Genomic DNA, 26,961 nt, shown 5'->3' on the forward strand with positions numbered 1-26,961 from the left:
CCCCGCCGCGCGGCTTACAGCCGCATGCCCAGCGTCTGGCGCAGATGCGCGCCGGCCCCCAACAGGCCCGGCTGGCCATGGGTTATCATGAACACCGGAATGTCTCGCACATAGTCACGGAAACGCCCTTTGTCTTCGAAGGCGGCGCGGAAGCCCGAAGCCTTGAAGAATTCCATAAAGCGCGGCACGATGCCGCCGGCGATGTACACGCCGCCAAAGGTGCCCAGATTCAGCGCCAGGTTGCCGCCGAAGCGCCCCATGATCACGCAAAACAGCGACAGCGCACGGCGGCAGTCGATACAGCTGTCGGCCAGCGCCCGCTCGGTGATGTCCTTCGGCTCCAGTTTCTCCGGCAGGCGGTTGTCCGCCTTGACGATGGCGCGATACAGATTGACCAGGCCCGGCCCGGACAGCACGCGCTCGGCGGAAACGTGCCCCACTTCACCGCGCAGCACCTCCAGAATAATGTCTTCTTCTTCGCTGTTCGGCGCGAAATCAACATGGCCGCCCTCGCCCGGCAGGCTGACCCAGCGGCGATCGACGTGCACCAGGTGGGCGACGCCCAGCCCGGTGCCGGCGCCGTACACCGCGATCGGTTTGCCCGGCTGCGCATCGCCGCCGCCAAACTGCAGCACGTCGTCCGGCGAGAGCATCGGGATCGCCATCGAGACGGCGGTGAAATCGTTGATCACTTCCAGGTGACTCAGCCCCAGACTGGCCTTCATTTCTTTGATCGAGAACGCCCAGCTGTGATTGGTCATCGCGACCCAGTCTTCCGTCACCGGGCAGGCGATCGCGATGCAGGCGTCCTGCACCTCGATCTCGCACTCTTTCAGGTATTGGCGGATCACCGCCTCCAGGCTGTCGAACTCCAGGCCGGAATAGGTTTTCGCCTGGGTAATCTCACCCGTCGCAACAGTGCACAACGCCAGGCGGGCATTGGTGCCGCCAACATCACCCACGAGGGCATAGGTCATTGATTTCGTCTCCGCAAAATGAAAAATAAAACGCTGCCCACACTGTAAAATCCTGCTGCGAAAACAACAATCACCCGCCTCGGATCTGCACCTCAATAGCGATCCGGATCACAAAAAACGTTTCAGCTTGTCCGCTATGCCGCGATTTGAAACAAATTGCGGCAAAAAACGCCCCCCGGCGTCTGTTAACCGTCATCGCCGCCGGGCAATATCAATGCGTGCCTGCGCGCCGATAGTCTGGCAAGCTGTGGCCACTGCCCAACCACCCGCTCTCCCTGCCCTGCAGAGAGGCATCGACAAGGGATTATTCATGCTGCATCCGCGCGCCAATGCCATGTTGGCCTTTGCTTTGCCTGCGCTGATTATCGGTTCCGTTTCCAGTCTGGTGCTGCTGTTGGTGATGAAAATTGCCGCCGCATTGCAGCAATTACTGTGGGTGACGCTGCCCGATGCGCTGAGCCTGGACGCCCAGTCGCCCTGGTGGCCGGTTGCGATGCTGACGCTGACCGGCGTGGCAGTCGGCCTGATCGTGCGTTATATGCCGGGTCACGCCGGGCCGGATCCGGCGACGGAATCGCTGATCGGCATGCCGCTGCCGCTCTCCGCCTTGCCGGGGTTGGGGTTGGCGCTGATTGTCGGCCTGGCCGGCGGCGTCAGTCTGGGGCCGGAGAACCCGATCACCGCCATCAACATCGCACTGGTGGCGGCGGCCGGCGCGCGCCTGCTGCCGAAGGTGCCGCGCATGGACTGGATCATCCTGGCGGCGGCAGGCACCATCGGCGCAATGTTCGGCACACCGGTCGCCGCCGCGCTGATCTTTTCGCAAACCCTGGCCGGCAATAACGAAACGCCGCTGTGGGATCGGCTGTTCGCCCCTCTGGTGGCTGCCGCCGCCGGCGCGGTCACCACGCAGATGTTCTTCGTGCCCAATTTCGCCCTGCAGCTCGATGCCTACGACGTGACGCGGCTGCCGGACATTTTCAGCGGCGCCATCGTGGCGCTGATCGCCATCGCGCTCGGCATGGTGGCGCTGTGGTGTTTCCCGCACGTTCACCGCCTGTTCCATTCAATGAAGAATCCGGTGTTGATGTTAGGGCTGGGCGGCTTTGTGCTGGGCCTGCTGGCGCTGTTGGGCGGAGAGATTACCCTGTTCAAGGGGCTGGATGAGATGAAACGCCTGGCGGTGGACGACAGCTATTCGGTGCCGGCGCTGTTGACCATTACCCTGACCAAGCTGGCGGCGCTGGTGATCGCCGCCGCCTGCGGTTTTCGCGGCGGGCGCATCTTCCCGGCGGTGTTCGTCGGCGCGGCGCTGGGCCTGATGCTGCATCAGCATGTTCCGGCGGTGCCGGCGGCGATCACCGTCTCCTGCGCCATCATGGGGCTGGTGCTGGTGGTGACGCGCGACGGCTGGCTGAGCCTGTTTATGGCGGTGGCGGTGGTGCCGGATCTGCACCTGCTGCCGGTGTTGTGCATCGTGATGCTGCCCGCCTGGCTGGCGCTGGCGGGCAAACCGCTGATGCTGGTAAACCGCCGGCAACCGCCGCGCGACGATTAGGCCAGCGCGAACGCCGCGGCGGCGCGGGCGTGGATTGCAGTGGTGTCGAACACCGGCACCGACGCATCCCGCTCGCTCACCAGCAAGCCTATTTCGGTGCAGCCGAAAATAATCCCCTGCGCCCCCTGCTGTTCCAGATCGCTGATAATCCGGCGATACTCGTCGCGCGAGGCGTCGCGAATTTTACCGAGGCACAGCTCGTCATAGATGATGCGGTGTACGATGTCGCGATCGGCACTGACCGGCGTCACCACGTCGATGCCGTGCAATTCCTGCAGGCGGCCGCGGTAAAAGGTTTGCTCCATGGTAAAGCGCGTGCCCAGCAGCCCAACGCGGCGAATGTTTTTTTCCCGCACCTGCAGCGCCGTGGCGTCGGCGATGTGAATCAGCGGCAGACCGCTGGCCTGCTCGACCGCCTCCGCCACCTTATGCATGGTGTTAGTGCAGATCACAATAGCTTCGGCGCCGGCGGCGCGCAAAGCCACCGCGGCGGCGGCCAACAGCCGACCGGCGCCGTCCCAATCGCCCTGGTGCTGCAAGCGCTCAATCTCCTGGAAATCGACGCTGTAGAGCACGATTTTGGCCGAATGCAGCCCGCCGAGGCGCGCCTTTACCTGTTCGTTGATGGTGCGGTAATACGGAATGGTGGATTCCCAGCTCATGCCGCCCAGCAGACCCAACACTTTCATCCTTCGTTCCTCAGCATTTCCGACGATCCTCTGACCTTACCTGAGAATCGTCGGTCTGACGACGCCTTATTTGGCGCCGGAATTGATCGGCTGGCGCGCCTCGAACCAGCGCTGACGCAGCATGTCGTACAGCCAGTTATAGGCCATGGTGTACGGCAGGAAGAACAGGAAGAAACCGATTTCCAGCATAAACGCCTGCGTCCAGGAGATGCTCAGCATCCAGGCGGCGATCGGCACGCCGATCAGGATAAAACCGGCTTCAAAGCCGACGGCGTGCAGCGCACGCACCTTCAGGTTACGCACCACCCGGCTGACCGGCCACAGGCGGTCGAACACCGTGTTGTAAACCATGTTCCACAGCATCGCGACGGTGGAGAGCATTACCGCCAACGCACCGACCTGCACCATTGAACGGTTCAGCAGCCACGCGCCCAGCGGGGCGCAAACCATCACGGCGATGGCCTCGAAACCGACGGCGTGGACGATACGTTCAATGAGAGACTTGTTTTGCAGTTGCATACATCACCTTTTTTTCAACAGTTGTTGCGAAAGCCAAGTGATTATCATCGCTTTTTTGGGTAGATTAAAAATAGGTTCCATCGATAAAGTAGATAGATTATGCACTATTCCCCGGAAGCGCTGCACGCGTTTGTCGAAGCCGCCGCCCTCGGCTCGTTTTCCGCCGCCGCGCGCAAATTGCGCAAAAGCCAATCCACCATCAGCACCGCCATCGCCAATCTGGAGGCGGACCTGGCGCTGACCCTGTTCGATCGCGGCGCGCGCCAGCCGGTGCTCACCGCTGCCGGCCGCAAAGTGCTGGGACATGTGCAGGCGATCCTCGCCGCCAGCGAACGCCTCGACGCCCTGAGCATTCAGTTGGCGGGCGAGGTTGAACCGCGCCTGAGCATGGTGTTTTCCGATACCTACCAGCCCAAGCATCACGATCGGTTGATGCAACTGTTCGAACAGCGCTACCCGGAGATTGAGCTGGAATGGATGATCGCTGAGGAAGGCGACGTTATCGATCTGCTGCAAAGCGGCCGCGCGCATTTGGGCATGGTGGAAGTGCAAAAAAGTTATCCGCCGGATATCGCCTTCTCCCGGCTGCCTGAGCAGACCGAAATGGGGCTGTTCGTCGCCCATCAGCATCCGCTGGCGCAGGTCGCTGCGCCGACGCCGGAGCAATTGTCCAGCACCCGCCAGTTGATCCTGAACACCTACACCGGCGCCGAGGCGGCCAGACAGGGTGGCCTGGTCTGGTCGGCGCCCAGCTATCTGCTGCTGCTGGAGATGGCGGAACAGGGATTCGGTTGGGCGGTGTTGCCGCACTGGCTGGTGCAGCAATACGGCCACGACAGACTCACCCAACTGCGACCGCGCGGCTGGCCCAAACTGATTTCGGTGGATGCGGTCTGGTCCAAACTGACCCCGCCGGGCCCGGCGGGGTTCTGGATGCTGGAGCGCCTGCTGGGCGACACCCTGCCTTAAGCGGCGGCGTTGCGCGCCTGAATGGCGCGAGAGACGGTATCGAGGAGTTCCGGAATGTCCATCTTCGGCAGCATCACTTCGATGAAGGCCAGCCGCTCGTCGTCCGCTACCTCGCGCAGCGCCTGACGCAATCCGTCCGGATCGCTGACCCGCAACGCCTTCACCGGCCGATCACCGGCCAACGCCATCGGCAACTGCGTCCAGTTCCAACGCGCGATGTCGTTATAACGTTGCTCAGGCCCGTGGATCGCGCGCTCAACGGTATACCCCTGATTGTTCAACACGAAGATCACCGGTTTAAGCCCGTCGCGCAGCATCGATCCCAGTTCCTGCACGGTTAACTGCGCGGCGCCGTCGCCGATCAGCAATACTGCCCGGCGCTGCGGTTCGGCGGTCTGCACGCCGAACGTCGCCGGCAGGGTATAGCCGATCGATCCCCAGAGCGACTGCACGATCAGGCGGCAGCCACGCGGCAACGTCAGCGCCGCCGCGCCGAAACAGGCGGTGCCCTGATCGGCCAGCACGATATCCCCCGGCCGCAGGAAATCCTGTACTTGCCGCCAGAAGGCGTGCTGATCCAGCCCTTCCCCATCGCCTTCCGGCAGCGCCGGGCGGACGATCGGCGGCAACGGCCAACGCGACGCCAGCGACAGGCTCAGGCGGTGCAATGCCTGCACCGCCTCGCGCATCGGAATGCGGCTAAAGCGCTGCCGCCCGACCCAGGCTTCGAACGGTTGAATATCGATGCATTTTTCCACCGGCAGATGATGCGTGAATCCCGCGGTAATGGTGTCGGTCAAGCGTACGCCGACGTTGATCACCACATCAGCGTTTTCGATCAATTGTTTCACCGCCGGATCGCTGGCGCCGCCGCAGTAGGTACCAACGAAACCGGCGCGGTTCTCGTCCAGCAGCCCCTTGCCGAGCAACAGCGTCGCGTGCGGCATATCGACCTCCTGCAGCCACTCGTCCAGCGCCGCTTCGGCGCCGAAGCGATCGGCCAGGAAGTCCGCCAGCAACGACACCCGCCGTGCCGACAGCAGCTTTTCACGCGCTGCGGCGATAAACGCCTGCAATGCGCTCTGCGACAGTTTGGCCTGGCGCAGCATCAGCGGCGCCGGTTTACTCGGCAGCGGCGCCTGCGCGACGTCGCTGGGCAACATCAGGTAAACCGGGCGATGCTCCAGCAAGGCGGCGCCGATCAGGCGGTCTATCTCCAGCGCGGCGTTGTCGGCGGTCAGGTCGGCCTGCGCGACGGTCACCTCTTTGGCGATCCGGGCGAAATGAGTGAAGTCGCCATCCCCCAGCGAATGGTGTAGCAAATCACCGGCGCGCTGGGCGCGCTGCGCCGGCGTGCCAACCACGTGGATCACCGGCAGGTATTCGGCGTAGCTGCCGGCCACCCCGTTCAACGCGCTCAGCTCCCCCACGCCGAAGGTGGTGAGCAGCGCGGCCGCCGGTTTGCAGCGCGCATAGCCGTCAGCCGCATAGGCGGCGTTCAACTCGTTGGCGCAGCCTACCCAGGTGATTTGCGGATGCGCGAGGACGTGATCGAGAAATTGCAGGTTGTAATCCCCCGGCACGCCGAAGAAATGACGGATGCCGATTTGGGCCAGACGATCGAGCAGATAATCGGCCACCGTATAGGTCTGAGTCATGATCATCACCTGTCTGCAGCTGAAGCGATTATCTTAATTATCGAAGATGCCGTTCAAATTTCGAACAAACGCTCCCGCATCGAACGGCAACCTGGCGTTACATGCCGGCGCCGTGATCGCTCCCGCGGCAACGCGGTGTGGAAACGTATACACTCAAAGCACTTCACCTCTCGCCGACAAGGATAACTATGTCTTACCCAGCCTCCCCCTCGCGTTATCAAGATATGGAATACCGGCGCTGCGGCCGCAGCGGGCTGAAGCTGCCCGCCGTCTCACTCGGCCTGTGGCACAACTTCGGCGACGCCACTTTGTACGATAACGCCCGCGGCCTGATCCGCTGCGCCTTCGATCGCGGCATTACCCATTTCGATCTGGCCAACAACTACGGCCCGCCGCCCGGCGCCGCCGAGGAGAACTTTGGCCGCATTCTCAACGCCGATCTGCGGGCCTGGCGCGATGAGCTGATCGTCTCATCCAAAGCCGGTTACACCATGTGGCCCGGCCCCTACGGTGATTGGGGCTCGAAAAAGTACCTGGTCGCCAGCCTCGATCAGAGCCTGAAGCGCATGGGGTTGGAGTATGTGGATATCTTTTATCATCATCGGCCGGATCCGGACACGCCGCTGGAAGAAACCATGGCGGCGCTGGATCTGCTGGTGCGCCAGGGCAAAGCGCTGTATGTCGGCCTGTCCAACTACCCGGCCGAGCGCGCGCGACAGGCCTTCGCCATTCTGCAGCGGCTCGGCACGCCGTGCGTGATCCACCAGCCGAAGTATTCGATGTTGGAACGCGGGCCGGAGACGGCGTTGCTGGATACGCTGGAAGAACATGGCGTCGGATCTATCGCCTTCTCGCCGCTGGCGGGCGGCCTGCTGACCGATCGCTACCTGCACGGCATCCCGCAAGATTCCCGCGCCGCCAGCGGCAGCCGCTTCCTGCAGCCGGAGCAGTTGACCGCCGAGCGACTGGACAAGGTGCGCCGCCTCGATGCGCTGGCGCGGCAACGCGGGCAGAAGCTGTCGCAGATGGCGCTGGCCTGGGTGCTGCGCGGCGATCGCGTGACCTCAGTGCTGATCGGCGCCAGCAAGAATGCGCAGATAGAAGACGCGGTGGGCATGCTGGCCAATCGTCACTTCAGTGAAGAAGAGCTCGCGCAGATCGAGAACATCTTATTGTAATCGCTTACAAATTCCGCCGTTCAATCGAGCGGCGATACTCCAGAAAAATCTCAAATCTTAACTTCCTGCATCATTTTCAGAGTGGCTCTCAGATTCAACCCTATACGCCGGCGCTATGATGCCGATATTGCAGCAAAAATAACGATAAGGCCGCTTTTAAACTGATGAACGCGCTTCATAAAGTGACAAACGGCCAGGCCGCGCAAGCGGGAAGGAGAAGCCATGTTTAAACCTCTGCTCTTGGCCGCCATTTTGGCGGCGACGGTACTGCCCGCCGCACAGCAGGCGCATGCCGAAGGGATCAGCATCGATCTGATGCCGGGCGTTTCATTGCGCATCGGCGATCAGGATAACCGCGGCCGCTATTGGGATGGTTACGATTGGCGGGATCGCGACTGGTGGCAAGGCCATCAGGGCCGTTATCTCGGCGACCGCAGCCGTCGCGGTTACTACTGGGACGGTTATCGCTGGCGCGATGGCGACTACTGGCGTAAACACTATTACTATCATGAAGGACGCTATCGTAAATACGACAAACACTACGATAAGCACCACTGGAAGAAAGAGAAAAAGCACCATCACGATCATGACCGCGATCGCTGGCGCCGCCACGGCGATGACGACCGCGATTAACGACGACGGGCCGGCGTTGCGCCGGCCCGCACTGTTTTCGCTTACAGCACGCTGCCGATCAACAGGTAGCCGTTCAATCCCACCACCACCAGTACGATCAGCTTGCCCAGATTTTGCACCAGCGGGCCGTTGACCATTTCCCCCATCAGCGCCCGATTGCCGGTGAAAGCCAGCAGCGGCACCAGCGCCAGCGCAATGCCGAAGCTGAGCAGCACCTGGCTCAACACCAGAATGCGCGTCGCATCCATCCCCAACATGATGACGATAAACGACGGCAGCATGGTCACCGCGCGCCGCAGCCACAGCGGAATATGGAAACGCACGAACCCCTGCATCACCACCTGCCCCGCCAGCGTGCCCACCACGGTAGAAGAGAGGCCGGCGGCCACCAGGCTCAGGCCGAACACGGTGGCGGCGGCGTGCCCGAGCAGCGGTTGCAGCGTCAGGTAAGCCACGTCGAGATCGGCGATGCCGCTGTGGCCGCTGAAATGAAACGCGGCGGCGGCGGTGGCCATCATCGCCAGATTAACGAAACCGGCGATGGTCATAGCCACGGCGACGTCGACTTTGGTGGCGGCATAGCGTTCCACCTTGTCGTGCTCGCCGCCGATTTGGGTGAGCGACGAATGCAGATAGATCACGTGCGGCATGATGGTGGCGCCCAATACCCCGGCAGCCAGGAATACCGCATCGCCGTTAGGCAAATCGGGCAGCGCCATCCCCTTCAGCAGCGGCGCCAACTGCGGCTGGGAGAACGCCAGCTCGACGATGTAAGCGGCGGCGACGAACAACAACAGCCCACCGATCACCAGCTCCAGCGGCTTTTGCCCGCGTTTTTGCAGCATCAGAATTAAAAAGGTGGCGATGCCGGTCAGCACTGCGCCCTGCAACAGAGAGACACCGAGCAGCAGCTTGAAGCCGATCGCCGCGCCGATAAACTCAGCCAGATCGGTCGCCATGGCGATGATCTCCGCCTGTACCCAATAGGCCCACACCGCCGGCCGCGGAAAGCGATCGCGAATATGCTCGGCCAGATTTTTCCCGGTGGCGATGCCCAGCTTGGCGGACAACAGCTGGATCAGCATCGCCATCACGTTGGCCCAAACCACCACCCACAGCAGGCTGTAGCCGAATGAGGCGCCAGCCTGGATGTTGGTGGCGAAGTTGCCGGGATCGATATAGCCGATAGCGGCGATAAAGGCGGGCCCCATGAGCGAGAGTTTGATTTTTCTGGCGGAGCGACCGGAGGTGGTTTCAACCACGCGACTGTTCAGCATATGTTGAACCCTTACTGAAATTACGTTTATCTCCACTCTATATAAATGATAATAATTATCAAGCGCATTTAGAGCGGTAAAACTTATCTCTGTAATAGCCAACATTAACGGTTTTATCGAAGGGTTCAGCGCGGAGCTTGCCGATTTCCGTGCTTTTCTGATGGGATTTTGGCTGCAATCCCCCTGAAAGACAGGTTAGCACAAGAATACGAATTTCCTATTGCTGCTTTAACATCTTGATTTTTTATGCTTTTGCGCAACACTTTAGGAGAACTCCCACTATGATTTTCCATATTTGCAATAGAAGTCTCGTTTTTAAACGTAGCGTTACATAAAATGACAGCCGAAATTCAGCCTGCCTCAAATTTGGAGCAAACATGTCCCATATTGCGCACTTTGCGTTGGCGATAGTGGTGGTAGCGATCCTGGCCCTGTTGGTGTGCCGCGATCGTAAAAGCATCCGCATTCGCTATGTTATTCAACTACTGGTTATCGAAGTACTGCTGGCCTACTTTTTCCTGCATTCGGAAGCGGGTTTGGGCTTCGTAAAAGGATTCGCCGCGCTGTTTGACAAACTGCTCGGGTTTGCGGGACAAGGGACTGATTTCGTGTTCGGCGGCATGGGCGACAAAGGCCTGGCGTTCTTCTTCCTGAAGGTGCTGTGCCCGATCGTCTTCATTTCGGCGCTGATCGGTATTCTGCAGTACATCAAGGTGCTGCCGTTCATCATCCGCATTATCGGCACCGTGCTGTCGAAAGTGAACGGCATGGGCAAGCTGGAGTCGTTTAACGCCGTCAGCTCGCTGATCCTGGGCCAATCCGAAAACTTCATCGCCTACAAGGATATCCTGGGCAAGATGTCGGAAAAGCGCATGTACACCATGGCGGCGACCGCGATGTCTACGGTTTCCATGTCCATCGTCGGCGCCTATATGACCATGCTGGACGCCAAATTCGTGGTGGCGGCGCTGGTATTGAACATGTTCAGCACCTTTATCGTGCTGTCGCTGGTCAACCCGTACGACACCAATAAAGAAGAAGAGCTGCACCTCGGCAACCTGCACGAAGGCCAGAGCTTCTTTGAAATGCTGGGTGAATACATCCTGGCGGGCTTCAAAGTAGCGATTATCGTCGCCGCGATGCTGATTGGCTTCATCGCCCTGATCGCCGCGCTCAACGGTGTGTTCAGCGCCATTTTCGGCCTGAGCTTCCAGGAAATCCTCGGTTACTTCTTCTATCCGTTCGCCTGGATCATGGGCATTCCTAAGCACGAAGCCCTGCAGGTTGGCAGCATCATGGCCACCAAGCTGGTTTCCAACGAATTCGTGGCCATGATGGAACTGCAGAAAGTCTCTGCCGAGCTGTCGCCGCGCAGCCTGGGGATCCTGTCGGTGTTCCTGGTGTCCTTCGCCAACTTCTCTTCCATCGGCATCGTGGCCGGTGCGATCAAGGGCCTGAACGAACACCAGGGCAACGTGGTGTCACGCTTTGGCCTGAAGCTGGTGTACGGCTCTACGCTGGTCAGCATCCTGTCCGCTTCCATCGCGGGTCTGGTGCTGGGCTAAGCCTCGAACCGACTGCGATAACAAGGCGCCTGCGGGCGCCTTTTTTATTGGCCGGCATTCGGCGAAGGTTAAATGACGCAAAGCAAAAAGCCGACCCTAAGGTCGGCTTTTTAAATGGTGGTGGAGCTAGACGGGATCGAACCGTCGACCTCTTGCATGCCATGCAAGCGCTCTCCCAGCTGAGCTATAGCCCCACAAAAGTGGTACGCTTTGACCGGCGTTACGGTATCCTCAACCTTTCTGAGAAGAAGGTTGGTGGAGCTAGACGGGATCGAACCGTCGACCTCTTGCATGCCATGCAAGCGCTCTCCCAGCTGAGCTATAGCCCCGTTCCACAATCACTTTGTGCTGTGAACGGGGCGCATAATATGAAACCCGCTCAAAGCTGTCAACGGCTAAATTGAATTACTGAATCAAGCGTTGAAAAAGCCGCCAAATCAGCATCTTTGGCGCCAAAAAATCATCACTTTGCGCAGAGTTCATCCATTTTGCGCGCTACATCTCAAAATGGCGAAAGACCCTGCATATCACGTTGATTTTTAATTAACAGAATGTTAGCGAAATGCGCTTGAGTCGGACTCCCGAGCGGCATAGACTGCCCGCGCCATAAACTTCATTACTATAAACCGAGTCCGTCATGTCTTTGCATTCACCAAAAGAAATCGCCGCCCTCGCCGTTCAGGCCGGGGTAAACAAAAGCCGCGCCCCGCTCGCTAATCTGTTGATTCTGGGCTTTCTCGCCGGCGCCTTTATCGCCACCGGCTTTCTGCTGGATATTCACGTCATCGGCACCCTGCCGGCCGAATGGGGCTCTTTCGGCGCGCTGTTGGGCGCCGCGGTGTTCCCGATCGGCCTGATCCTGACCATTCTGGCCGGCGGCGAACTGCTGACCGGCAACATGATGACCTTGCCAATGGCCTGGTTCGCTCGTGAAATCCCCGCCATCGCCGTGCTGCGCAACTGGTTTTGGGTCACCCTGGCCAACCTGGCCGGCAGCGTGGCCGTCGCCTACTTTTTCGGCCACCTGCTGGGCCTGACCGAAGGCGCGTTTTTGCATAAGACGCTGGTGATCGCGCAGGCCAAAGTGGATGCGGACTTCCTGCACGCCTTCATCTCCGGCGTCGGCTGCAACTGGCTGGTGTGCCTGGCGGTGTGGTTAGCCTTCGCCAGCAAGGATGTGCCGGGCAAAGTGATCGGCATGTGGTTCCCGGTCATGGCTTTTGTCGCCATCGGTTTCCAGCACGTGGTGGCGAACATGTTCATCATCCCGGCGGCCATCTTCGCCGGCGGCATGGGCTGGGAGCAGTACCTGCCTAATTTCGTCGCGGTATTTCTCGGCAATGCGCTGGGCGGCGCCGGCTTTGTCGGGCTGATGTATTTCCTCGCCTATCGCCCCGGTTTGCCGGCCAGCGAACACGCCTGACAACCGCCATGAAAAAAGCCCCGGGATTGCTCCTCGGGGCTTTTGCTTTATGGCGTAGCTGCGAATCAGGCTTGCGCTTCACGCTCGGCGATATAAGCCAGCGCCATGTCGATGCGCTGCAGCGAACGCTTCTGGCCGATCGCATGCACGGTCACGTCCATGCCCGGCGACTGGCCGGCGCCGGTCACCGCGACGCGCAGCGGCATGCCGACTTTGCCCATGCCAACACCCAGCTCATCCGCCGTGCCCTGAATGGCGTCATGCACGTTTTCCGGCGTCCAGACGGTGATGGCGGCCAGCTTGGCGCGCACCGCTTCCAGCGGCTGACGCGCCACCGGGCGCAGGTGCTTCTTGGCCGCGTCGGCGTCGAACTCGCTGAAGTCTTCGTAGAAGTAACGGCAAGACTCCGCCATCTCTTTCAGCGTCTTGCAGCGCTCGCCCAGCAGCTTGACGATATCCTTCAGTTCCGGCCCGTTGCGGGTTTCAATGCCCAGTTGCTCAACGTGCCATGCCAGATGCACCGCCACTTCTTCCGCCGGCATATGGTTGATGTAGTGATGGTTCAGCCACTGCAGCTTCTCGGTGTTGAAGGCGCTGGCGGATTTGTTGATCGCTTCCAGCGTGAAGAACTCTTTCATCTCGTCGATGGAGAAGATCTCCTGATCGCCGTGGGACCAGCCCAGACGCACCAGGTAGTTCAGCAGCGCCTGCGGCAGATAGCCGTCGTCGCGGTACTGCATCACGCCCACGGCGCCGTGACGTTTGGACAGCTTTTTACCGTCGTCGCCGAGGATCATCGACACGTGCGCGTATTCCGGCACCGGCGCGCCCAGCGCTTTGAGAATGTTGATCTGGCGCGGGGTGTTGTTGATGTGGTCTTCACCGCGGATCACATGGGTGATTTCCATGTCCCAGTCATCGACGACGACGCAGAAGTTATAGGTTGGCGAACCGTCGGTGCGGCGGATGATCAGATCGTCCAGCTCCTGGTTGCTGAATTCGATCGGGCCGCGAATTTTATCGTCGAAGATCACCGACCCTTCCTGCGGGTTGCGGAAGCGCACCACGTGCGGTTCGTCGTCGGTGTGGCTGCACTGGCTGTCGCGGCAGTGGCCGTCGTAACGCGGCTTTTCGCCATTTTCCATCTGCTTCTCGCGCAGCGCTTCCAGACGTTCCCTGGAGCAATAGCATTTATAGGCCGTGCCCTGCTCCAGCATCTCATCGATGACCGCGTTGTAGCGATCGAAACGCTTGGTCTGGAAATACGGGCCTTCATCCCAATCCAGGTTCAACCAGTTCATGCCATCCATAATTGCGTCGATCGCGTCCTGGGTAGAACGTTCCAGATCGGTATCTTCGATACGCAGAACGAACTCACCGCCCGCATGGCGGCTGAACAACCAGGAATAAAGTGCGGTACGCGCGCCGCCGACGTGAAGATAGCCGGTCGGGCTCGGTGCAAAACGGGTTTTGATTTTCATTGGGTTCACTGCCTTATTACGCAACGCGTGTCGGCGGTTGCCGACGATTGCTCGGAATTGAAAAAAGAGTGGACGACATTGTATCACCACGCGCTAATTCCTCAACGCCGACACGATATTGCACCAGTCGATTTCGCGCGTTTTGCGGCGAGTTTCGCATAGCATCGCGCAAAGAATCGGCGCTGCTGGCGATTATTATCGCGCCCTGCCTAAATTTGCGGCGAACGATTGAAATCATTTTAAAAACCGTTGACTCACTTTGAACTATCCCTATAATGCGACTCCAACAAGACGGGGCGATTAGCTCAGTTGGTAGAGCATCTCCTTTACACGGAGGGGGTCGGCGGTTCGAGCCCGTCATCGCCCACCATCTTGTTGAGAAAAAATGAGAACGAATGAGGGTGATTAGCTCAGTTGGTAGAGCATCTCCTTTACACGGAGGGGGTCGGCGGTTCGAGCCCGTCATCACCCACCATCATTCTCTCGTTTAGCAGTAACCTGGAAGTCCTGAAGTGGGTGATTAGCTCAGTTGGTAGAGCATCTCCTTTACACGGAGGGGGTCGGCGGTTCGAGCCCGTCATCACCCACCACTTCTACGGGTCGTTAGCTCAGTTGGTAGAGCAGTTGACTTTTAATCAATTGGTCGCAGGTTCGAATCCTGCACGACCCACCAATTCAGAAAAAAGCGCCTTTTGGCGTTTTTTTCGTTTCTGCGCCACCTGCTCCCGACTTCATCTTCTCGCAGGCATAGTTTAGCGAGTCGTGCAGGATGAAGAACCGTAGAGGTTCGAGCATCGCGCAGCGATACGACAACGCGCAGCGTTGCCCGCAGGGTAAGGCCACAGGCCGAATCAATCCTGCACGACCCACCAATTCAGAAAAAAGCGCCTTTTGGCGCTTTTTTCGTTTCTGCCGTTCTCCTCCCTTTCTTCTTATTCACCACGCGCTGAGATACGAATGGTTATCATTTTGGCGGCTTGAATGGTAAATTAGCCGGCATCCACCACGCAGCCAATCCTCAGCCGGATTGATACGCCTTAGTTCAAGGAAAGAAAGAGCCCGCTCATGACCCTATCCTTACGCCAGCTGTTCATTGCATTTATCGCCACTTCCAGCCTGTTGCTCAGCGGCTGCGGCCCGGACGACAAAAGCGACGGACAGCAACCGTCCGCCCCCGCTGCCGACGGCAGTTGGCCACGCACCATCGACAGCGTCAAAGGGAAATTCACGCTGGAAAAACCGCCGCAGCGCATCGTGTCCACCAGCGTCACCATCACCGGCACGCTGTTGGCTATCGACGCCCCGGTGGTCGCCAGCGCTGCCACCAGCCCAAATCCCCTGGTGGCCGATAAACAAGGTTTCTTTACCCAGTGGAGCGAGGTGGCCAAACAGCGCCACGTCGAGCGGCTGTACCAGGTGGAGCCCAATGCCGAAGCCGTCGCCGCCGCCGCGCCGGATTTGATCGTCGTCGCCGCGACCGGCGGTGATTCGGCGTTGAAACTGTATGACCAGCTGTCCGCCATTGCGCCGACGCTGGTGCTCGACTATGGCGACAAAAGCTGGCAACAGCTGGCCAGCGAGCTCGGCGAGATCACCGGTCATGAAGCCGGCGCCAAACAGGCGGAAGATCGTTTCGAGCAGCGCGTGGAGCAAGTGAAACAGGCGATCGCGCTGCCGCCGCAGCCCACCACTCCGCTGGTGTATGCCGACAACGGCCGCGAGGCCATGCTGTGGACGCCGGGTTCCGCCCAGGGCAAACTGCTGACCCAGCTCGGCTTCCAACTGGCCACCCCGCCGGAAAGCGCCAAAGGCAACACCAGCATGGGTAAACGCCATGACATCATCCAGATCTCCGGCGAAAAAATGGCCGAAGGCCTGAATGGCAAAACCCTGATCCTGTTCGCCACCAATGAGCGCAAAGTGCAAGAGGTGCTGACCAACCCGTTCCTCAAACATCTGGAGCCGGTGGAACAGCGGCACGTCTACGCCGTCGGCAACGACACCTTCCGCCTCGATTACTACAGCGCCACCAACATGCTGAATCAAATCGAACGGTTGTTCAAAAAGCCCTGAATCACGCCGTCGGCAGGTCAGCCCCCTGCCGACACTTGCAGCAAGCGGGGCGAACGTTCACATTCAATCAATTGAAATATCAATAGTTATTAACATCGTCAACGCACCTTTGCCACCAACCGGCGGGTGCATGCGGGCGTAAACTCGTGCTACTATTGCCCCCGCATGAACGCAAATAACAATGAGAATAAAAATCATACAGGAGTTACCGGTGTGAACGTACCCACTCCGACTGAGCGGACGCTTTCGTCCGCACCGCACGCAGCTTACGCCAGTGGCTTCAAACGCATCGCCGGGTTCGGTATCGGTTTGGCGCTGTTGCTGCTGTGCATCATGGCCAGCCTGATGCTGGGTTCCAAAGCCATCCCCTTCCATACCGTCTGGCTCAGCCTGCAGGGCGCCGCGAGCGGTTCCGACAGCACCATCATTCTCAATGCCCGGGTGCCCCGTACGCTGGCGGGCATCCTGGCCGGCATGGCGCTCGGCGCCGCCGGCGCGCTGATTCAGGCGCTGACGCGCAACCCGCTGGCCGATCCCGGCGTGCTCGGCATCAACGCCGGCGCCAGCTTCGCCGTGGTCATCGGCATCATGTTTTTCGGCGCCGCCACCACCGAAAGCTACATGGCCTACGCCTTTGCCGGCGCAGCCCTCACCACCCTGCTGGTCTACCTGATCGGCACGCTGGCGGGCGGGCGCATCAACCCGGTGCGGCTGACGCTGGCCGGCGTGGCTATCGGCGCGGTGCTGCTCGGCATCACCACCGGGCTGTCGCTGATCGATCCGCAAACCTTCGACCAACTGCGCTTCTGGCAGGCCGGCACGCTGGATATCCGCACGCTGTCCACGCTGCCGGTGACCGCCCCCGCCATTTTGCTCGGCTGCCTGCTGACGCTGCTCATCGCCCGGCCGCTGAATACCATCGGTATGGGGGAAGATCTGGCTATCGCACTCGGCGCGCGCGTGGTGCTGACTCAGGTGATCGCGGTGATCGCCATCACGCTGCTGTGCGGCGCGGCAACCGCCACCGTCGGCCCAATCAGTTTCATCGGCCTGATGGTGCCGCATATCGCCCGTTGGTGGGTCGGCCCCGACCAGCGCTGGATCCTGCCCTACTCCATGCTGCTGGCGCCGATTTTACTGCTGTGCGCCGACGTGGTCGGCCGCTTGCTGGCGGCCGGTGAGCTGCGGGTTTCCATCGTGGCGGCCTTCATCGGCGCGCCGGTGCTGATCTGGCTGGTGCGCCGCAAGAAAACGCTGGGGGGTCTGTGATGAGTCTGCCGCATACGCTGCATATCGGCCGCCCGGACGGCGTCATCAACGGGCGCCTGCCGCTGCGCCTGCTGCTGGTCAACCTTTCACTGTTGGCGCTGTGTCTGGCGATGGCCGTCGCCGCCCTGTGCTACGGCACGCTGCAACTTTCGCTGGAGCAGGTTTTTGCCGCGCTGACCGGCGAGGCGCCGAAAAACCTGGTGACCGTAGTCACCCAATGGCGCTTGCCCCGCATCGCCATGGCGCTGTTGTTAGGCGCCGCGCTCGGCATGAGCGGCGCCATTTTCCAGTCAATTATCCGCAACCCGCTCGGCAGCCCGGACGTGATCGGCTTTAACATGGGGGCTTATACCGGCGCGCTGATCGCCATCACCCTGTTCAACGGCGGCTACTATTACATCGCCGGCGGCGCGCTGGCCGGCGGCATTCTCGCCGCGCTGGCCATCTATCTGCTGGCCTGGCGGCAAGGCATCGCCGGCTTCCGGTTGATCATCGTCGGCATCGCCATCAGCGCGGTGCTGGTCTCCACCAATACCTGGCTGATCATCACCGCCTCGCTCGAGCGCGCCATGGACGCCGCCATGTGGCAGGCCGGTTCGCTCAACGGCATGACCTGGCAAAAAACCCAGCCCGCCACGGCGTTCATCGTGCTGGCGGCCGCGGCCGCGCTGCTGATGGGCAAACGGCTGCAGCTGCTGGAAATGGGCGATGACACGGCGCGCGCGCTGGGCGTTAACGCCGAAGGCAGCCGGCTGTGGCTGATGCTGTTCGGCGTCACCCTCACCGCCGCCGTCACCGCCACCGCCGGGCCGATTTCCTTTATCGCGCTGGCGGCGCCGCAGATCGCCCGTCGCCTCGCCGGCCAATCCTCGGTCACCCTGACCTCCTCGGCGCTGATGGGCGCGGCGTTGCTGCTCGGCGCCGACGTGGTGTCCCAACATCTTTTCGCGCCGATCCAACTGCCGGTCGGGGTTGTGACCGTCTGCATCGGCGGCCTGTACCTGATTTGGCTGCTCATCCGAGAGGCCCGCAGATAATGAAGAGTGATAATGCCATGAGCCACCGCCTGCACGCCTCGCACCTGAAGCTGGGCTACGACAATAAAATCATCGCTGACGATCTGAGCGTGGCGATCCCCGACGGCGCTTTCACGGTGATTGTCGGGCCGAACGCCTGCGGCAAATCGACGCTGTTGCGCGCCCTGTGCCGCCTGCTGAAACCCAGCGCCGGCGAGGTGATGCTGGACGGCAAGAACATCAGCAGCTTCGCCACCAAGGCGCTGGCGCGCGAGCTTGGGCTGCTGCCGCAAACTTCGATCGCGCCGGACAGCATCACCGTGGCGGATCTGGTGTCGCGCGGCCGCTATCCGCACCAAAGCCTGCTGAAACAGTGGACGCAGGCCGACAAACAGGCGGTGGAAGCCGCCATGGCGGCCACCAACGTCAGCCAGCTGGCGGATCGCAGCGTCGACGAGCTGTCCGGCGGGCAGCGTCAGCGCGTCTGGGTGGCGATGGCGCTGGCGCAGAAAACCCCGCTGCTACTGCTGGATGAGCCGACCACCTATCTGGACATCGCGCACCAGATCGAACTGCTGGATCTGTTCCGCCAGCTCAACCGCGAGCGCGGTCAAACCCTGATCGCGGTGCTGCACGATCTCAACCACGCCTGCCGCTATGCCGATCACATCATCGCCATGCGCGACGGCAAGATCGTGGCGGAAGGGAAACCGGCGGAGATCATCACCGCCGAACTGGTGGAGCGGGTGTTCGGCATGCCGTGCATGATCATCGACGATCCGCTGTCCCACACGCCGCTGGTGATCCCGCGCGGCCGCTACCACTGCGACGCGCCGCAGGCATGAAAAAGGCCGGGTTAACCCGGCCTCTTGGTTATTTCTCCAGCGACACCTGTTTGAAGATGTGTTTGCCGAACGGGTCTATCTCGTAGCCTTTCACTTCCTTGCGCACCGGTTCGAAGATGGTCGAGTGCGCGATCATCAGCGCCGGCATCTGATCGTGCATCACCACCTGTGCCTGCTGATACATCGCCACCCGTTTGGCGTGATCGTTCTCCTCGCGCGCCTGCAGGATCAGCTGGTCGAACGGTTTGTAGCACCATTTCGCCGAGTTGGAGCCGCCGAGCGAAGCGCAGGTGAACAGCGGGCCGAAGAAGTTGTCCGGATCGCCGTTGGCGGTGGTCCAGCCCATCAGCGCGGTCTGGTGCTCGCCGTTTTTAATCCGCTGCAAATACTCGCCCCACTCGAAGGTGACGATTTTGGCGCGCACGCCGATCTTGGCCCAGTCGGCCTGGATCATCTCCGCCATGCGCTTGGCGTTGGGGTTATAGGGCCGCTGCACCGGCATCGCCCACAGATCGATATCGAACCCCTGCCCCAGCCCGGCCTCCTGCAGCAGCTGCTTCGCCCGCTCCGGCGAATACGGATAATCTTCAAGCTGCGCGTTGCTGCCCCATTGGGTCGGCGGCAGCAGATTCTTGGCCGGCTGGCCGGCACCGTGGAACACCGCGTCGATGATCGCCGGCTTGTTGACAGCCAGCGCCAACGCCTGGCGCACCTTGACGTTATCCAACGGCTTCTTCTGGGTGTTGAACGCCAGGAAGCCGATATTCAGGCCGGATTTTTCCATCACCTGCAGGTTGCCGTCCTGCCGCATGCGCGCCAGATCCGCCGGGTTGGGGAACGGCATCACCTGGCACTCGTTCTTTTGCAGTTTAGCGTAACGCACCGTCGCATCCGGCGTGATCGAGAACACCAGCCGATCGATCTTCGGTTTGCCTTCCCAGTAGCGGTCGAACGCCTTGTAGAGGATTTTTGCGTCCTTCTGGTACTGCACCAGTTGGAACGGCCCGGTGCCGATCGGATCGTTGTCCACCCGCTGCGGCGTGCCGGCCTTCAGCATCGCGTCGGCATATTCCGCCGATAAAATGGTGGCGAAGTACATGCCCAGATCGGCAACGAACGGCGCCTCGGCGCGGGAGAGCTCAAAGCGCACGGTGTGGTCATCCACCTTGACGATCCGGTCAATCAGCGTGCCGAACTCCATCGACTCGAAGTTGGTGTAGGCACCGTTGGAGACCTTGTGATACGGGTTGTTGGCGTCCTTCTGGCGCATAAACGAGAAGATGACGTCATCCGCGTTGAAATCGCGGGTGGGGGTAAAATATTTATTGCTCTGGAATGCCACGCCCTTGCGCAGGTGGAAGGTATAGCGCTTGCCGTCTTCGCTGACCTCCCAGCTTTCCGCCAGGCTGGGTTGCAGCTCGACGGTGCCGGGTTTGAAATCCACCAGCCGGTTGTAGATCGCCGCCGAGCTGGCATCCACCGTGGTGCCGGAGGTGAACAGCTGCGGGTTGAAGCCTTCCGGCGAGCCTTCAGAACAGTAGACCAGCGTATTGGCCCGCGCGCCGCCGGCAATCACCAACGCCAGCAGCCCGATCGTTATTGCTTTTCTTTTCATTGCGCTATCCCCAGTGGTGAAAAAACAACCCAACGGATAGCAGTAAATCATACAGTTAGCGATGTAAAGGACAAATTCCGCGCATAAAAACGGGCAGGCGCGCAAGCGGCCTGCCCCGGTGAAACCACGCGATGATGAAATTAAATCATCTGGCTGAAGTTCATCTGCGCCATCAGCTTATAGTTGTCGGCGTAGTCGACCGGAATGGCCACCACCACCGGCCCCTGGATCGCCATCGCCTTGCGCAGCATCGGCCGCAGATCGTCCACCGACTGCACGGCGAAACCGACCGCGCCGCAGGATTCCGCATAGGCCTTGAAGTCAATCGGCCCAAACTCCACGCCGGATTTGCGCTGGTATTTGTTCACTTCCTGCATCTCCACCATGTTGTAGGCGTTGTCGACCCAGATCACGTGCACGATGTTGTTTTTCAGCCGCACCGCGGTCTCCAGCTCCATGCTCGACTGCATGAATCCGCCGTCGCCGGAGATCGACACCACCTTGTCGCCGGGGCGCACCAATGCCGCGCCGATGGCCCACGGCAGCGCCACCCCCATGGTTTGCTGGCCGTTGGAGATCAACAGCTGGCGGGCGCGGAAGCTGTAAAGATAGCGGGCGATCCAGATGTGGAAACTGCCCATGTCCACGCACAGCGTCACGTCGTCGCTGACGATGTCCTGCAGCTCCTTGACGATGCGCAGCGGGTGGATCGGCATGCCGCCGCGGCGCGCGGCGCGCTCCGCCAGTTCTGTGCGCTGGCGGCCGAGATCGGTGAGGATCAGCTCCACCTCCGGCGGCACGCAGACCGCCTCATTGAACGTTTCGGTCATCATGTTCAGCGTGGCGCTGATGTTGCCCACCAGTTCGACGTCCGGCCGATAGCAGGTGTCGATATCCGCCGGCAGCACGTCGATGTGCACCAGTTTCAGCCGCCCATGACTGTTCCACATGCAGGGATCGTATTCGATCGGATCATAGCCGACGCTCACCACCAGATCGGCCTTCTGCAACAGCTGATCGGCCGGCTGGTTGTTGAACAGGCCGACGCGGCCGGCGAAGCGGGCGAAGTGGTTGACGTCAATCACCCCCGCCGCCTGATAGGTGCCGACCACCGGCATGTGGGTGCGGTACAGCAGATGGCGCACCGCCTCGCTGTTCTCCGGCCGGCTGGCCTGCAAACCGAGCAGCAATACCGGGCATTTGGCCTGGCGGATCAGCTTCACCGCCGCCTGGATGTCGTCCGCCGCCGCGGCCCCCATGCGCGGCAAGCGGCAGCCGGCCAACGCCGGCGCGCTGACCGGTTCATTGACGATATCCATCGGCAGGCTGATGAACGAGGCTCCTGGGCGGCCGAACTCGGCGCGGCGGAAGGCGTTGGCGATCACCTCGGAAATCGCCGAGCCGGCGTGCACTTCGGCGCAATACTTGGTCACCGGCCGGAACATGCTGACGGTATCCATGCTCTGGTGCGTCTGCTTCAGGCTGTCGGCGCGCTTCACCGCCCCGCCGAAGGCCACTACCGCGTCCCCCTCCGAGGTGGCGGTGGCCAGCCCGGTGATCAGGTTGGAGCTGCCCGGCCCGGAGGTGACCAGCGCCACCCCGGCCTTGCCGGTCAGGCGGCCGACCGCCGCCGCCATAAAGGCCGCGTTGGCCTCATGCCGCACCACCACCGTTTCAATCGATGGCGCGTCCTCCAGCGAGTCGAACACCCGGTCGATCTTGGCGCCCGGAATGCCGAAAACGTGTTTGACGCCCTGCGCTTCCAGGTTTTTCACCACCAAGTCGGCGCCGCATTGCCAGTCATTGCCTGTTTTTTCCTGTGCCATGGTTCCACCTCCTAAGAAAACGATCGCCGGGGTTAGCCCTCGGCGGAACGAATCGCACGATCCAAATCCTCTGGGCAGAGGTTGGCGCGCAAGAAATCCGCATCATGCGGCAACTGAAGATTGAGACGGGTGATGACGCCGAACTGCAGGCGGCCATGATCGAGCTGGTAATCCAGCACGTGGCCGCCGCCGCTGCGGTCGTCGGTAACGAAGTGTTCGTGATAGCCGGCCACGCCGATGCCCTGCATGTAATCCGGCGAGCGGAAGCCGACCAGCGTGCCGCGCCGTTGATGAAACGAGAAGGTCGGCTGCTCTTCTATCGCTTCCAGCATCGGGCGATAGGGCCGTTCCTGACGCGGCACGGTGCGGGTTTCCACGTGGCTGAACTCACCGTCGACCCGCACCGCGCAAAACAGGTTCGGCGAGGCGACCTGTTCATCGATGCATTGGTGCAGCTGCGCCTTGGTGATCGGCCGGTCGAACTGCTGGCTGATACTGGGCTGGAAAAAGGTGACGACGGCGAAAGGGGTTTTCTGTTGCAAACCGGCTGGGCGGGCGCTGCCGTCGGCGCGCAGCTGGTGTATTTCCTGGTCGAAAGCGATCAGTTCGCCATCCAGGTGATTGAAGGTGCCGAGGCCGAAATCACCGTGTTTGAGCAACTCGGCAATGGTGGTTTCACCCTCGTAGACCCCGTCGATGAGCGCGCTCATCAGCGAGATTTGATAGATTTCGCCCTCCCCGGCGTTGATCGACTGCCTGGCAAAACCCTGCGCCAAATGGCGCGCACAGGAACACCCGTGTTTTTCGTTCATGACTCACTCCTCCACCAGCGCGGGATCGCGATCCTGCGCGTTCAAAAGACCCACCGACGGTGGGCCAAGATGCCCCCCAAGGCGCGTTCATCAGTTGGAACGATTCAGCCTGAGGCGACAAAAAACCGGCACGGCTGGCCGGCCGATATCCAGAACCCACGGCATGACGTGTGAAAGTAAAGGCTCACTAATCATTAATGCCGAGTCGGATATCAAATTGAACGGTTAATCTGGTGTTGGAGCGACAATCAACTCCGCAGGCGGCTCATGCAACCTGGGAAAAACATCTGTTATTTAGTGCTAAGCGCCGCGAGGTTTATGCGTTTTCTCTCTATACGGCCGGGATGCAGCGGCGTTAAAGCCCGCCGTCAACCCGCAGCCAGAGTAGCCGCAGCGCCGCCGACAGAGAAGCGGGTATTCATAAGAAACGCTTTTGCATATAATGCAAAAATGAATGACGCCCGTTATGTTGAACATCTGCCGATCTTTCTCGACGTGGCCCGCCTGGGCAGCTTTTCCGCCGCCGCTCGCCGGCTGGGCATGGTGCCCTCCTCGCTGGTGCGCCATATCGACGCCTTGGAAAGCGCGCTCGGCGCCACGCTGTTCGTCCGCTCCACCCGTGGGCTGCTGCTGACCGACGCCGGCGAGCTGCTGCTGACGCGCGCCGCCGCGCTGATGACGGACATTACCGGCATTCACGCCGAGCTGAGCGCGTTAAACGAAACGCCGCAAGGCACGCTGCGCATCAGTTGCCTGCCAACCTTCGGCAAAACCTATGTGCTGCTGCTGCTGCCGACGCTGGCGGAACGCTATCCGCAGCTGTCTATCGATCTCGATCTGACCGAACGCCAGACCGATCCGACGCAGGAACGGCTGGATGCCGCCCTCCGCATCGGCGAGCAGAAGGACAGCGCGCTGTACGCCAGCCGTATCGCCACGCAACGCTGGGTGATGTGCGCCAGCCCCGCCTACGTCGCCCGCTATGGCCTGCCGAGCGATCTGGAAGCGTTGCCGCAGCATCGGCTGATCGCCCGCTACCACAAACAGCAGCCGGCCTGCTGGGCGCAGATCCTCGACGCGGCGCTGATGAGCCGCTGCACCATGGCGCTGCGCTGCGACGACTTCACCGCGCAGCGCCAGGCGGCGCTGCTCGGCCTCGGCATTGCCTTCCTGCCCAACTGGGTGGTGGGGCCGGACGTGCAGAATGGGCGGCTGGTGCAGATGCTCGAAGATCCGCGCCATGAGCAGCAAGGCATCTATCTGCTGCGCCCGATGGCGAAGGTATCCGCCCGGCTGGCGGCCTTCACCGCCCTGCTGCAGCAAACCCTCGGTCAGCCGCCCAGCTGGGGGTAAAGCGGTGTCACCCGGTTGTGCAGCGCCGGATTGTCGCTCTCGTCCTTCAGCTCGATGCCGCTCAGCCGCCGCCGGCACGCCTGCTCCAGCAGCCAGGCCAGACGGAACGCTGCCTGCGGGTAATCCAGCCCCTCCGGCCGCACGTTGGAGATGCAGTTACGCTCGGCGTCCGTTCTGCGCGCATTCGGCTCCCAGGTCAAATAAATGCCCAGGCTGTCCGGCGACGACAGCCCCGGTCGTTCGCCGATCAGCACCGCCACCGCCCGGGCCTGCAGGCATTCGCCAATCTCATCCCCCAGCGCCACCCGCGCCTGATGCGCCAACACCACCGGTGAGACGCTCAGCCCCAGCGTATCGAGATAGGGCCGAAGCGCCTGCAGCAACGGCAGCGCCTGGCGGTGCACCGCTTTGGAAGAGAGGCCGTCCGCCACCGCCAGCAGCAGATCGACACGGCGCGATGGTGAGCCGAGCAGCAGGCTGCGGCTGTCCGACGCCAATCGCCGCCCCAGATCCGGACGGCGCAGATAGGCGGCGCGGTCGGCGGCCTGGCTGTGCACCGCCAGCGAGGGCCAACCGGCCTGGTGCAAATCCGCCGCCAGCCGCTCGCTGTCGAAAGGCTGATGCACCGCGTCGCGCGCCTGGGCATGGGCCAGGCCGAAGCGCAGCAGCTCGTCGGTCGGCAGGCTGGCGCCGGTGCGCCCCAACGCGATGCGCGCGTCGGTAAAGGCGCGCAGCGAGTCCCAACTGTTGACGTGAACCGGTTTGCTCATGTCCGTTCTCCCTGCAGCGCCAACAACAGCGGGTGATTGGCGGCGGCGTCGCGCAGCCGCCCGCGCTCGTCGGTGATGTTCATCGCCGCCAGCCAGGCGGCGAACTCCGGCGCGTGCTTCAGCCCCAGCAGTTCGCGGATATAGAGCGCGTCGTGGAACGAGGTGCTTTGGTAGTTGAGCATGATGTCGTCCGCGCCCGGCACGCCGATCAGGAACGTCAACCCGGCGGCGGCCAACAGCGTCAGCAGCGTGTCCATGTCGTCCTGATCGGCTTCGGCATGGTTGGTGTAGCAGACGTCGCAGCCCAGCGGCAGGCCGAGCAGCTTGCCGCAGAAATGATCCTCCAGCCCGGCGCGGATAATTTGTTTGCCGTCATACAGGTATTCGGGGCCGATAAACCCCACCACGGTATTGATCAGCAGCGGCGAGAAATGGCGCGCCACCGCATAGGCGCGCGCCTCACAGGTCTGCTGATCGACGCCGTGATGCGCGTTGGCCGACAGGCAACTGCCCTGCCCGGTTTCGAAATACATCACGTTATCGCCCAGCGTGCCGCGCCTGAGGCTCAGTGCCGCCTGCTGCGCCTCCGCCAGCAGCGCCAGGCTGATGCCGAAACCGCGGTTGGCCGCCTCGGTGCCGGCGATCGACTGAAACACCAGATCCACCGGCGCGCCGCGCTCCATCAGCCGCAGCGTGTTGGTCACGTGGGTCAGCACGCAGGATTGGGTGGGTATGGCGAAGCGCTGGATCACGTCGTCCAGCATGTAGTTGAGCTTTTCCAGCAGCGGCAGGCTGTCGCTGGCCGGGTTGATGCCGACCACCGCGTCGCCGCTGCCGTACAGCAGACCATCCAGCATGCTGGCGGCGATGCCCTGCAGGCTGTCGGTCGGGTGATTGGGCTGCAGCCGCACGCTGAGGTGGCCCGGCAGGCCGATGGTATTGCGAAAGCGCGTCACCACCCGGCATTTCTTCGCCACCAGGATCAGATCCTGATTGCGCATGATCTTGCTTACCGCCGCCGCCATCTCCGGCGTAATGCCGGCGGCCACCTGCGCCAGCATGGCGCTGTCCGCCTGCTCGCTCAGCAGCCAGTCGCGAAAATCGCCGACCGTGAGGTGCGAGATGGGCGCAAAGGCGGCGGCGTCGTGGCTGTCGATAATCAGGCGCGTCACCTCGTCCTGTTCGTACGGCACCAGCACCTGCTGCAGGAACGCCTTGAGCGGCACATCCGCCAGCGCGATGCGCGCCGCCATGCGCTCTTCGGCGCTCTCCGCCGCCACCTCCGCCAGATAATCGCCGGAACGCGCCGGCGAAGCTTTCGCCATCAGCTGGCGCAGATCGCCAAAGCGATAGCCGCGTTGGCCCACCGTTGCCTGAAACATAGCCCCCTCCCTTGCCCTGCGTGACGAGATAACAGCCCTGCACCAAGTGTAGTCAGTGGGAAAAGAAAATTAT

At 61.5% G+C, this 26,961-nt stretch carries 22 protein-coding genes, 6 tRNA genes and 1 other RNA gene; 16 read left to right on the forward strand and 13 right to left on the reverse strand.

The annotated features are described in order from the left end of the window. Nucleotides 1-14: 14 nt before the first annotated feature. The gene (gene glk / locus WFM45_RS13480) at nt 15-977 is read right to left on the reverse strand and encodes a glucokinase (protein WP_082996531.1); all 963 of its coding nucleotides are present in this window, start codon (nt 975-977) and stop codon (nt 15-17) included. 310 nt (nt 978-1,287) lie between these two features. On the opposite strand from glk, the gene WFM45_RS13485 reads away from it, so the two are divergent. Further along, nucleotides 1,288-2,535, forward strand: a complete 1,248-nt coding sequence (locus tag WFM45_RS13485) for an ion channel protein (RefSeq protein WP_021505606.1) — start codon at nt 1,288-1,290, stop codon at nt 2,533-2,535. Here WFM45_RS13485 and WFM45_RS13490 read toward each other — a convergent pair. Next, the gene (locus WFM45_RS13490) at nt 2,532-3,224 is read right to left on the reverse strand and encodes an aspartate/glutamate racemase family protein (RefSeq protein WP_044030750.1); all 693 of its coding nucleotides are present in this window, start codon (nt 3,222-3,224) and stop codon (nt 2,532-2,534) included. The two genes, WFM45_RS13485 and WFM45_RS13490, sit on opposite strands and share 4 nt — an antisense overlap. 66 nt (nt 3,225-3,290) lie before the next feature. After that, the gene (locus WFM45_RS13495; protein ID WP_004936357.1) at nt 3,291-3,743 is read right to left on the reverse strand and encodes a multidrug/biocide efflux PACE transporter; all 453 of its coding nucleotides are present in this window, start codon (nt 3,741-3,743) and stop codon (nt 3,291-3,293) included. A gap of 99 nt (nt 3,744-3,842) precedes the next feature. On the opposite strand from WFM45_RS13495, the gene WFM45_RS13500 reads away from it, so the two are divergent. Then, nucleotides 3,843-4,712, forward strand: coding sequence for a LysR family transcriptional regulator (locus WFM45_RS13500; RefSeq protein ID WP_031300563.1), 870 nt, complete (start codon nt 3,843-3,845; stop codon nt 4,710-4,712). Here WFM45_RS13500 and WFM45_RS13505 read toward each other — a convergent pair. Then, nucleotides 4,709-6,370: an alpha-keto acid decarboxylase family protein gene (locus WFM45_RS13505; RefSeq protein ID WP_031300565.1), complete on the reverse strand. Its 1,662-nt coding sequence runs from the start codon at nt 6,368-6,370 to the stop codon at nt 4,709-4,711. The two genes, WFM45_RS13500 and WFM45_RS13505, sit on opposite strands and share 4 nt — an antisense overlap. A gap of 188 nt (nt 6,371-6,558) precedes the next feature. Here WFM45_RS13505 and mgrA point away from each other — a divergent pair, with 188 nt between their 5' ends. Continuing rightward, nucleotides 6,559-7,548, forward strand: coding sequence for an L-glyceraldehyde 3-phosphate reductase (gene mgrA, locus WFM45_RS13510; RefSeq protein WP_021505609.1), 990 nt, complete (start codon nt 6,559-6,561; stop codon nt 7,546-7,548). Between the two features lie 222 nt (nt 7,549-7,770). Continuing rightward, nucleotides 7,771-8,181 carry a DUF2502 domain-containing protein gene (locus tag WFM45_RS13515; RefSeq protein WP_004936369.1) on the forward strand — a complete coding sequence of 137 codons (411 nt, stop codon included), beginning with the start codon at nt 7,771-7,773 and terminating at the stop codon, nt 8,179-8,181. Between the two features lie 41 nt (nt 8,182-8,222). Here WFM45_RS13515 and WFM45_RS13520 read toward each other — a convergent pair whose 3' ends face one another. Then, nucleotides 8,223-9,458: an Nramp family divalent metal transporter gene (locus tag WFM45_RS13520; protein WP_336956037.1), complete on the reverse strand. Its 1,236-nt coding sequence runs from the start codon at nt 9,456-9,458 to the stop codon at nt 8,223-8,225. A 377-nt stretch (nt 9,459-9,835) separates the two neighbouring features. On the opposite strand from WFM45_RS13520, the gene WFM45_RS13525 reads away from it, so the two are divergent. Continuing rightward, nucleotides 9,836-11,023 (forward strand): NupC/NupG family nucleoside CNT transporter, encoded by a 1,188-nt coding sequence (locus WFM45_RS13525; RefSeq protein ID WP_004936373.1) that lies wholly within the window; start codon nt 9,836-9,838, stop codon nt 11,021-11,023. A 118-nt stretch (nt 11,024-11,141) separates the two neighbouring features. Here the strand turns inward: WFM45_RS13525 and WFM45_RS13530 are convergent. Together WFM45_RS13530 and WFM45_RS13535 are read right to left on the reverse strand one after the other, a co-directional pair. Continuing rightward, nucleotides 11,142-11,217, reverse strand: a tRNA-Ala gene (locus WFM45_RS13530). 59 nt (nt 11,218-11,276) lie between these two features. Further along, nucleotides 11,277-11,352 (reverse strand) — tRNA-Ala (locus WFM45_RS13535). Nucleotides 11,353-11,660: 308 nt separating this feature from the next. Here WFM45_RS13535 and WFM45_RS13540 point away from each other — a divergent pair. Beyond that, nucleotides 11,661-12,446 carry a formate/nitrite transporter family protein gene (locus tag WFM45_RS13540; protein ID WP_336956040.1) on the forward strand — a complete coding sequence of 262 codons (786 nt, stop codon included), beginning with the start codon at nt 11,661-11,663 and terminating at the stop codon, nt 12,444-12,446. A gap of 65 nt (nt 12,447-12,511) precedes the next feature. Here WFM45_RS13540 and gltX read toward each other — a convergent pair whose 3' ends face one another. After that, complete coding sequence (gene gltX / locus WFM45_RS13545; RefSeq protein WP_004936379.1) at nt 12,512-13,927, reverse strand: glutamate--tRNA ligase; 1,416 nt, start codon at nt 13,925-13,927, stop codon at nt 12,512-12,514. Between the two features lie 294 nt (nt 13,928-14,221). Between gltX and WFM45_RS13550 the strand changes: the two genes are divergently transcribed. From WFM45_RS13550 to WFM45_RS13590, 9 genes are all read left to right on the forward strand, one after another. Beyond that, nucleotides 14,222-14,297: transfer RNA gene (locus WFM45_RS13550), tRNA-Val, on the forward strand. A gap of 29 nt (nt 14,298-14,326) precedes the next feature. Continuing rightward, nucleotides 14,327-14,402 (forward strand) — tRNA-Val (locus WFM45_RS13555). Between the two features lie 39 nt (nt 14,403-14,441). Beyond that, nucleotides 14,442-14,517: transfer RNA gene (locus WFM45_RS13560), tRNA-Val, on the forward strand. A gap of 7 nt (nt 14,518-14,524) precedes the next feature. Beyond that, a tRNA-Lys gene (locus tag WFM45_RS13565) sits at nt 14,525-14,600 on the forward strand. A 75-nt stretch (nt 14,601-14,675) separates the two neighbouring features. Beyond that, nucleotides 14,676-14,799, forward strand: a non-coding RNA gene (locus WFM45_RS13570) — RtT sRNA. Between the two features lie 193 nt (nt 14,800-14,992). Then, the gene (fepB, locus tag WFM45_RS13575) at nt 14,993-16,000 is read left to right on the forward strand and encodes a Fe2+-enterobactin ABC transporter substrate-binding protein (protein WP_049278047.1); all 1,008 of its coding nucleotides are present in this window, start codon (nt 14,993-14,995) and stop codon (nt 15,998-16,000) included. 213 nt (nt 16,001-16,213) lie between these two features. Further along, a complete protein-coding gene (gene fepD / locus WFM45_RS13580; RefSeq protein ID WP_015378660.1) occupies nt 16,214-17,269 on the forward strand; it encodes a Fe(3+)-siderophore ABC transporter permease in 1,056 nt (351 codons plus the stop codon). Then, complete coding sequence (gene fepG, locus WFM45_RS13585) at nt 17,269-18,306, forward strand: iron-enterobactin ABC transporter permease (RefSeq protein ID WP_336956043.1); 1,038 nt, start codon at nt 17,269-17,271, stop codon at nt 18,304-18,306. The genes fepD and fepG overlap by 1 nt, the downstream gene beginning before the upstream one ends. A 17-nt stretch (nt 18,307-18,323) precedes the next feature. Then, nucleotides 18,324-19,130, forward strand: a complete 807-nt coding sequence (locus WFM45_RS13590; protein WP_336956288.1) for an ABC transporter ATP-binding protein — start codon at nt 18,324-18,326, stop codon at nt 19,128-19,130. A 28-nt stretch (nt 19,131-19,158) separates the two neighbouring features. On the opposite strand, the gene WFM45_RS13595 is transcribed toward WFM45_RS13590, so the two are convergent. From WFM45_RS13595 to budA, 3 genes are all read right to left on the reverse strand, one after another. Further along, the gene (locus WFM45_RS13595; protein WP_336956044.1) at nt 19,159-20,745 is read right to left on the reverse strand and encodes an ABC transporter substrate-binding protein; all 1,587 of its coding nucleotides are present in this window, start codon (nt 20,743-20,745) and stop codon (nt 19,159-19,161) included. A gap of 140 nt (nt 20,746-20,885) precedes the next feature. Next, nucleotides 20,886-22,571: an acetolactate synthase AlsS gene (gene alsS / locus WFM45_RS13600; protein ID WP_336956045.1), complete on the reverse strand. Its 1,686-nt coding sequence runs from the start codon at nt 22,569-22,571 to the stop codon at nt 20,886-20,888. Between the two features lie 32 nt (nt 22,572-22,603). Further along, complete coding sequence (budA, locus tag WFM45_RS13605; protein ID WP_004936416.1) at nt 22,604-23,383, reverse strand: acetolactate decarboxylase; 780 nt, start codon at nt 23,381-23,383, stop codon at nt 22,604-22,606. A 450-nt stretch (nt 23,384-23,833) separates the two neighbouring features. Here budA and WFM45_RS13610 point away from each other — a divergent pair, with 450 nt between their 5' ends. Beyond that, complete coding sequence (locus WFM45_RS13610; RefSeq protein ID WP_336956048.1) at nt 23,834-24,736, forward strand: LysR family transcriptional regulator; 903 nt, start codon at nt 23,834-23,836, stop codon at nt 24,734-24,736. Here WFM45_RS13610 and eutC read toward each other — a convergent pair. After that, entirely contained in the window at nt 24,715-25,506 is a 792-nt protein-coding gene (gene eutC / locus WFM45_RS13615; protein ID WP_336956049.1) for an ethanolamine ammonia-lyase subunit EutC, read from the reverse strand. The genes WFM45_RS13610 and eutC overlap by 22 nt on opposite strands. Beyond that, nucleotides 25,503-26,888 carry an ethanolamine ammonia-lyase subunit EutB gene (locus WFM45_RS13620; protein WP_164095973.1) on the reverse strand — a complete coding sequence of 462 codons (1,386 nt, stop codon included), beginning with the start codon at nt 26,886-26,888 and terminating at the stop codon, nt 25,503-25,505. The genes eutC and WFM45_RS13620 overlap by 4 nt, the downstream gene beginning before the upstream one ends. Between the last annotated feature and the right edge of the window lie 73 nt (nt 26,889-26,961).

Origin of the sequence: Serratia sp. KG1D (assembly GCF_037150675.1) — a bacterium.
GTDB classification, from domain to species: domain Bacteria; phylum Pseudomonadota; class Gammaproteobacteria; order Enterobacterales; family Enterobacteriaceae; genus Serratia; species Serratia nematodiphila.